Raw genomic sequence first — 5,124 nt, 5'->3', positions numbered from 1 at the left:
CGCGCTCCGGGCGCGCCGCGCAGGCGTCCTCCGCGGGGCACGTCGCCACGGCCGCGCGCTCCGCGGCGAGCTCGATCGGCAGGCCGCACGACGCCGGCTCGGCCGCCACCTGCAGGTAGGCGCAGAGCGCGCAGTCGGCCGCGTGGACCGGCGCGCAGCCGTCGTACTGCCCGTCCTCGACGTGCGCGACCACCGGCCCGCCGCCGTTCGCCGCGGCCAGCGCCCCGTCGCCCACGGCGGCCAGCGCGGGGCTGGCCGACTGGAACAGCGCCAGCAGCAGCGCGAGCAGGCGGAGGACGAGCGGGCGGGCGGTCACCCCGGGAAGCATAGCGGGTGCGCCGACGGGCGCCGAGCACCCGCTATCTTAGGCGGATGCAGAGCAACGACGCGCTCGAGTACCACGCCCGCGGGCGCCCGGGCAAGATCGCCGTGGTCCCCACCAAGCCCCTGACGAACCAGCGCGACCTGGCGCTGGCGTACTCGCCCGGGGTGGCGGCGCCCTGCCTCGAGATCCAGAAGAACCCCGAGGACGCCTACCGCTACACCGCCAAGGGGAACCTGGTGGCGGTGGTGACCAACGGGACGGCGGTGCTCGGCCTCGGGAACATCGGCGCCCTCGCGGGCAAGCCGGTGATGGAGGGGAAGGGCAACCTCTTCAAGCAGTTCGCCGACCTGGACTGCTTCGACCTGGAGGTCGGCTCCGAGAACCCGGACGACGTCATCAAGTTCTGCCAGCTGCTCGAGCCGACGGTCGGCGGGATCAACCTGGAGGACATCCGGGCCCCCGACTGCTTCTACATCGAGGAGACGCTGCGGAAGACGATGAAGGTCCCCGTCTTCCACGACGACCAGCACGGCACGGCGATCATCTCGGGCGCCGCGCTGCTGAACGCGCTGGAGCTGGTCGGGAAGCAGATCGACGAGGTGCGGGTGGTGTTCTCGGGCGCCGGCGCGGCCGCCATCTCCACCGCCGAGCACTACGTGCGGCTGGGGGTGCGGCGCGAGCACATCACGATGTGCGACCGGATCGGCGTCGTGTACGATGGGCGGGTCGAGGACATGGACCCGTACAAGGGGCGCTTCGCCCTGCCGACCGCGCTGCGCACGATCGAGGAGGCGCTGGACGGGGCCGACGTCTTCGTCGGGCTGTCGGTGGCGGGCGCGGTGAAGAAGGAGTGGGTGGCGCGCATGGCGCGGCGCCCGATCATCTTCGCCCTCGCCAACCCGGTCCCCGAGATCCTCCCCGACGAGGTGCGGGCGGTGCGCGACGACGCGATCATCGCCACCGGGCGCTCCGACTACCCGAACCAGGTCAACAACGTCCTCGGGTTCCCGTTCATCTTCCGCGGCGCGCTCGACGCCCGCGCGACGACGGTGAACGAGGAGATGAAGATGGCGGCCACGCGCGCGCTGGCGCTGCTGGCGCGCGAGGACGTCCCCGAGAGCGTGTCGAAGCTGTACGGGCTGCAGAAGGTCAGCTTCGGCCCCGAGTACCTGATCCCCTTCCCCTTCGACCCGCGCGTGCTGCTGTGGGTGGCGCCGGCGGTGGCGTGGGCGGCGGTGGCGAGCGGGGTGGCGCAGCAGTTCGTCGACGTCGACCATTACCGCACCGAGCTGGAGGCGCGGCTGGGGCGGGCGCGCGGGATCATGCGCGGCATCATCACCCGCGCGACGAGCGACCCGAAGCGGGTGGTGTTCCCCGAGGGGCACGAGCCCAAGATCATCCGCGCCGCGCAGATCTGCGCCGACGAGGGGATCTGCTACCCGGTGCTGCTCGGCGACCGCGCGACCATCGAGCGGACGGCCGCCGAGTACGGGATCCCGATCGACGAGGTGGAGATCCTCGACCCGCGCTCCGCGCCGCGGCGCGAGGCGTACGTGCGCTACCTGTGGGAACGCCGGCAGCGGAAGGGGCTCGGGCTGCACGAGGCGCAGCAGCGGCTGTCGAACAAGAACTACTTCGGCTGCTGCATGGTCGCCACCGGGGACGCCGACGCGATGCTGTCCGGGGTCAACGCGACCTACCCCGAGACGATCCGCCCCGCGCTGGAGACGATCGGCGCGCACCCGAAGGCCGGCATCCTCAGCGGGATGTACATGCTGGTGTTCGAGAAGCGCGTGGTGTTCTGCGGCGACACCACGGTCACGATCGACCCGACGGCGGAGCAGCTGGCGCAGATCGCCTACGCGGCGTCACGGATCGTGCAGAACTTCGGGGAGGAGCCGCGGGTGGCGATGCTCTCCTTCTCGAACTTCGGGTCGGTGCGGCACCCCGACGCCGAGAAGGTGGCGCGGGCGGTCGAGATCCTGCGCGAGCGGGCCCCGTACCTGGTGGTCGACGGCGAGATGCAGGCCGACACGGCGCTCGACGAGGAGATCCAGCGGACGCGCTACCCCTTCAGCACCCTGCAGGGGGAGGCCAACGTCTTGATCTTCCCGAACTTGAGCGCGGGGAACATCGCCTACAAGTTGTTGAATCACCTCGGCGGGGCGACGGCCATCGGCCCGATCCTCGTCGGGATGCGGCGCCCGGTGCACGTGCTGGAGCAGGGCGCCGACGTGCAGGAGATCGTCAACATGGCGGCCGTCGCCGTGATGGACGCGCAGGCCCGGGGGCGCCAGGCGCCCTCGACCCGCGTCCCGGGCCAGCCGCGCGGCCGCGAGGCCGGCATCCTCTGAACCCTCTACCCCGTCCCATGGCCACGACCACCGCGCCCGAGTCGGCGCCCGTCGCCCACGACCCGCGCTCGCTCGCCGCGCTCGGCATCACCCCCGCCGGCGACGTCCACTGGAACCTGGTGGCGCCGGCGCTCGCGCAGCACGCCGTCCGCCGGGCCGAGGGCACGCTCGCCGACATGGGCCCCTTCGTGGCCGTCACGTCGCCGCACACCGGCCGCTCGCCGAACGACAAGTTCGTCGTGCGCGAGCCGTCGAGCGAGGCCGACGTCGACTGGGGGAAGGTCAACCAGCCGATCACCGAGGCCCACTTCGAGACGCTGCTCGGCGACGTGCAGGCGTACCTGAGCGGGCTCCCCGAGCTGTACGTCCAGGACCTGTTCTGCGGCGCCGACCCGAAGCACCAGCTCAAGGTCCGCTACGTGCTGCCCAACGCGTGGCACGCGGCGTTCGTGCGGAACATGTTCATCCGCCCGACCGACGAGCAGCTGGCCGGCTTCGCGGCCAACTTCACGGTGCTGCACGCGCCCGAGTTCCAGGCCGACCCGGCCCGCCACGGCACGCGGACCGGCACGTTCATCGTCGTGCACATCGGCCGCCGCCAGATCCTGATCGGCGGCACCCGGTACGCCGGGGAGCTGAAGAAGTCGATGTTCACGATCATGAACTACCTGATGCCGAAGCAGGGCGTGCTCTCGATGCACTGCTCGGCGAACGTGGGCCGCGAGGGGGACACGGCGCTCTTCTTCGGCCTCTCGGGCACCGGCAAGACGACGCTGTCGGCCGACCCGGAGCGCTCGCTGATCGGCGACGACGAGCACGGGTGGAGCGACGAGGGCGTCTTCAACTATGAGGGCGGCTGCTACGCGAAGGTGATCAACCTCTCCGCCGAGGGGGAGCCCGACATCTTCCGCACGACGCAGATGTTCGGCACGGTGCTCGAGAACGTGGTGCTCGACGAGAAGCGCCGCGTGAAGTTCGAGGACCAGTCGATCACCGAGAACACGCGCGCCAGCTACCCGCTGCACTACATCCGCAACCACGTCCCGAGCGGGCGCGGCGGGCACCCGAAGAACGTCGTCTTCCTCACCGCCGACGCGTTCGGCGTGCTGCCGCCGATCGCGCGGCTCACGCCCGAGCAGGCGATGTACTACTTCCTGTCGGGCTACACGGCGAAGGTGGCCGGCACGGAGCGCGGCGTGACCGAGCCGCAGGCGACGTTCAGCGCCTGCTTCGGCGCGGTGTTCCTCGTCTGGCACCCGACGAAGTACGCCGAGATGCTCGGCCGCAAGCTGCAGGAGCACGGCTCGAAGGTGTGGCTCGTCAACACCGGCTGGAGCGGCGGCGCCTACGGCGTGGGCAAGCGCATGAAGCTCGGCCACACGCGCGCGATGGTGCGGGCGGCGCTCGACGGCGCGCTCGACGCCGCCGAGACGCGTACGGACCCGGTGTTCGGGCTCGCGGTGCCGACGGCGATCCCCGGCGTCCCGAGCGAGGTGCTCGACGCCCGCGGCACGTGGGCGGACGCGGCGGCCTACGACGCGCAGGCGCGCAAGCTGGCCCAGATGTTCCGGACGAACATCGAGAAGTTCGGCGCGGCCGTCGGCGCCGAGATCAAGCAGGCGGGCCCGAAGGGCTGAGCAAGAGCAGGGGAATCGGATCGAACGGATCAGATCTGATCCTTCAGATCCGATTCCCCTCTCACGTCCCGCCCAAGCGGGCGACGGCGCCGGCGAGGAACTCCTCGCGCCATCGCTCGAGCCGCTCGACCGGTACCCCGGACTCGGCGGCGACGGCGGCGGGCGACTCGCCGCGCAGGAGGCGCAGCACGAGGGCGCCCTTTGCCTCGGGCGTCGGCTCGGCGACGGGGGGCGGCGCGGGCGCGCGGAGGCGGGCGCGCGCGCCGCCGCCGGCACCGACGACGCGGCGGAGGTAGACGAGCGCGGTGGCGTCGAGCCCCGCGCTCGTCGCGCGTCGGTCCACGTACACGGCGCCGATCGTGGTGCCGGCGACGGAGACCGGCACGAGGGCGACGCTCGCGGCGCCCCACGCGCGCAGCAGCTGCGCGTCGGCCATCTGCAGCCGCGTGCCGGTCGACAGGAACGCCTCGTCGCCGCGCGCCAGCGTCGCGCCCGGCCCCTGCCCCGCCGCGGGGAGCGCGAGCCGCGCCAGCAGCGCCTCGACGCCGTCTCCGAGCCCGAAGCGGGCGCGGAAGGTCCCGGCCGCGACGTCGAGCGCGCAGAAGCAGGCGCGGTCGAACGGGCCGCCGCGCAGCGCGGCCTCCAGGGCGAGCAGCAGCAGGCGGTGCGCGTCGTACCCGACCTCGGGGCGCGCGGCTTCGTCGAGCCCGCGCGCGAGCCGTTCGCGCAGCGCGGCCAGCGGCGGCCCCTCGACCGGCGGGTTGGCCGTGGCGGCGGGCGGCGCCTGGGAGGCGGCGGGGGCGTCGGC

The 5,124-nt window shown here is 72.7% G+C and carries 3 protein-coding genes and 1 pseudogene; 2 read left to right on the top strand and 2 right to left on the bottom strand.

All coding sequences use genetic code 11. From position 1 onward, the window contains the following. A partial coding sequence (locus PYV61_RS20625) for a hypothetical protein (protein ID WP_275835160.1) occupies nt 1-316 on the bottom strand: 316 nt, incomplete at its 3' end. A 56-nt stretch (nt 317-372) separates the two neighbouring features. Here PYV61_RS20625 and PYV61_RS20620 point away from each other — a divergent pair. Together PYV61_RS20620 and pckA are read left to right on the top strand one after the other, a co-directional pair. Continuing rightward, nucleotides 373-2,679, top strand: coding sequence for an NADP-dependent malic enzyme (locus tag PYV61_RS20620; RefSeq protein WP_275835158.1), 2,307 nt, complete (start codon nt 373-375; stop codon nt 2,677-2,679). Between the two features lie 17 nt (nt 2,680-2,696). Beyond that, a complete protein-coding gene (gene pckA / locus PYV61_RS20615; protein ID WP_275835156.1) occupies nt 2,697-4,316 on the top strand; it encodes a phosphoenolpyruvate carboxykinase (ATP) in 1,620 nt (539 codons plus the stop codon). A gap of 61 nt (nt 4,317-4,377) precedes the next feature. On the opposite strand, the pseudogene PYV61_RS20610 reads toward pckA, so the two are convergent. After that, nucleotides 4,378-5,124 (bottom strand): annotated as a pseudogene (locus PYV61_RS20610) (hypothetical protein); the annotation flags it as partial.

Source organism: Roseisolibacter sp. H3M3-2 (assembly GCF_029211165.1).
Lineage (GTDB): Bacteria > Gemmatimonadota > Gemmatimonadetes > Gemmatimonadales > Gemmatimonadaceae > Roseisolibacter.
This window is presented reverse-complemented; position numbering and strand designations above follow the sequence as displayed.

What these genes read in the sequence shown, in the direction of transcription:
- PYV61_RS20620 (WP_275835158.1), top strand. Translation starts at nt 373, where the DNA reads ATGCAGAGCAACGACGCGCTCGAGTACCACGCCCGCGGGCGCCCGGGC.
- pckA (WP_275835156.1), top strand. Translation starts at nt 2,697, where the DNA reads ATGGCCACGACCACCGCGCCCGAGTCGGCGCCCGTCGCCCACGACCCG.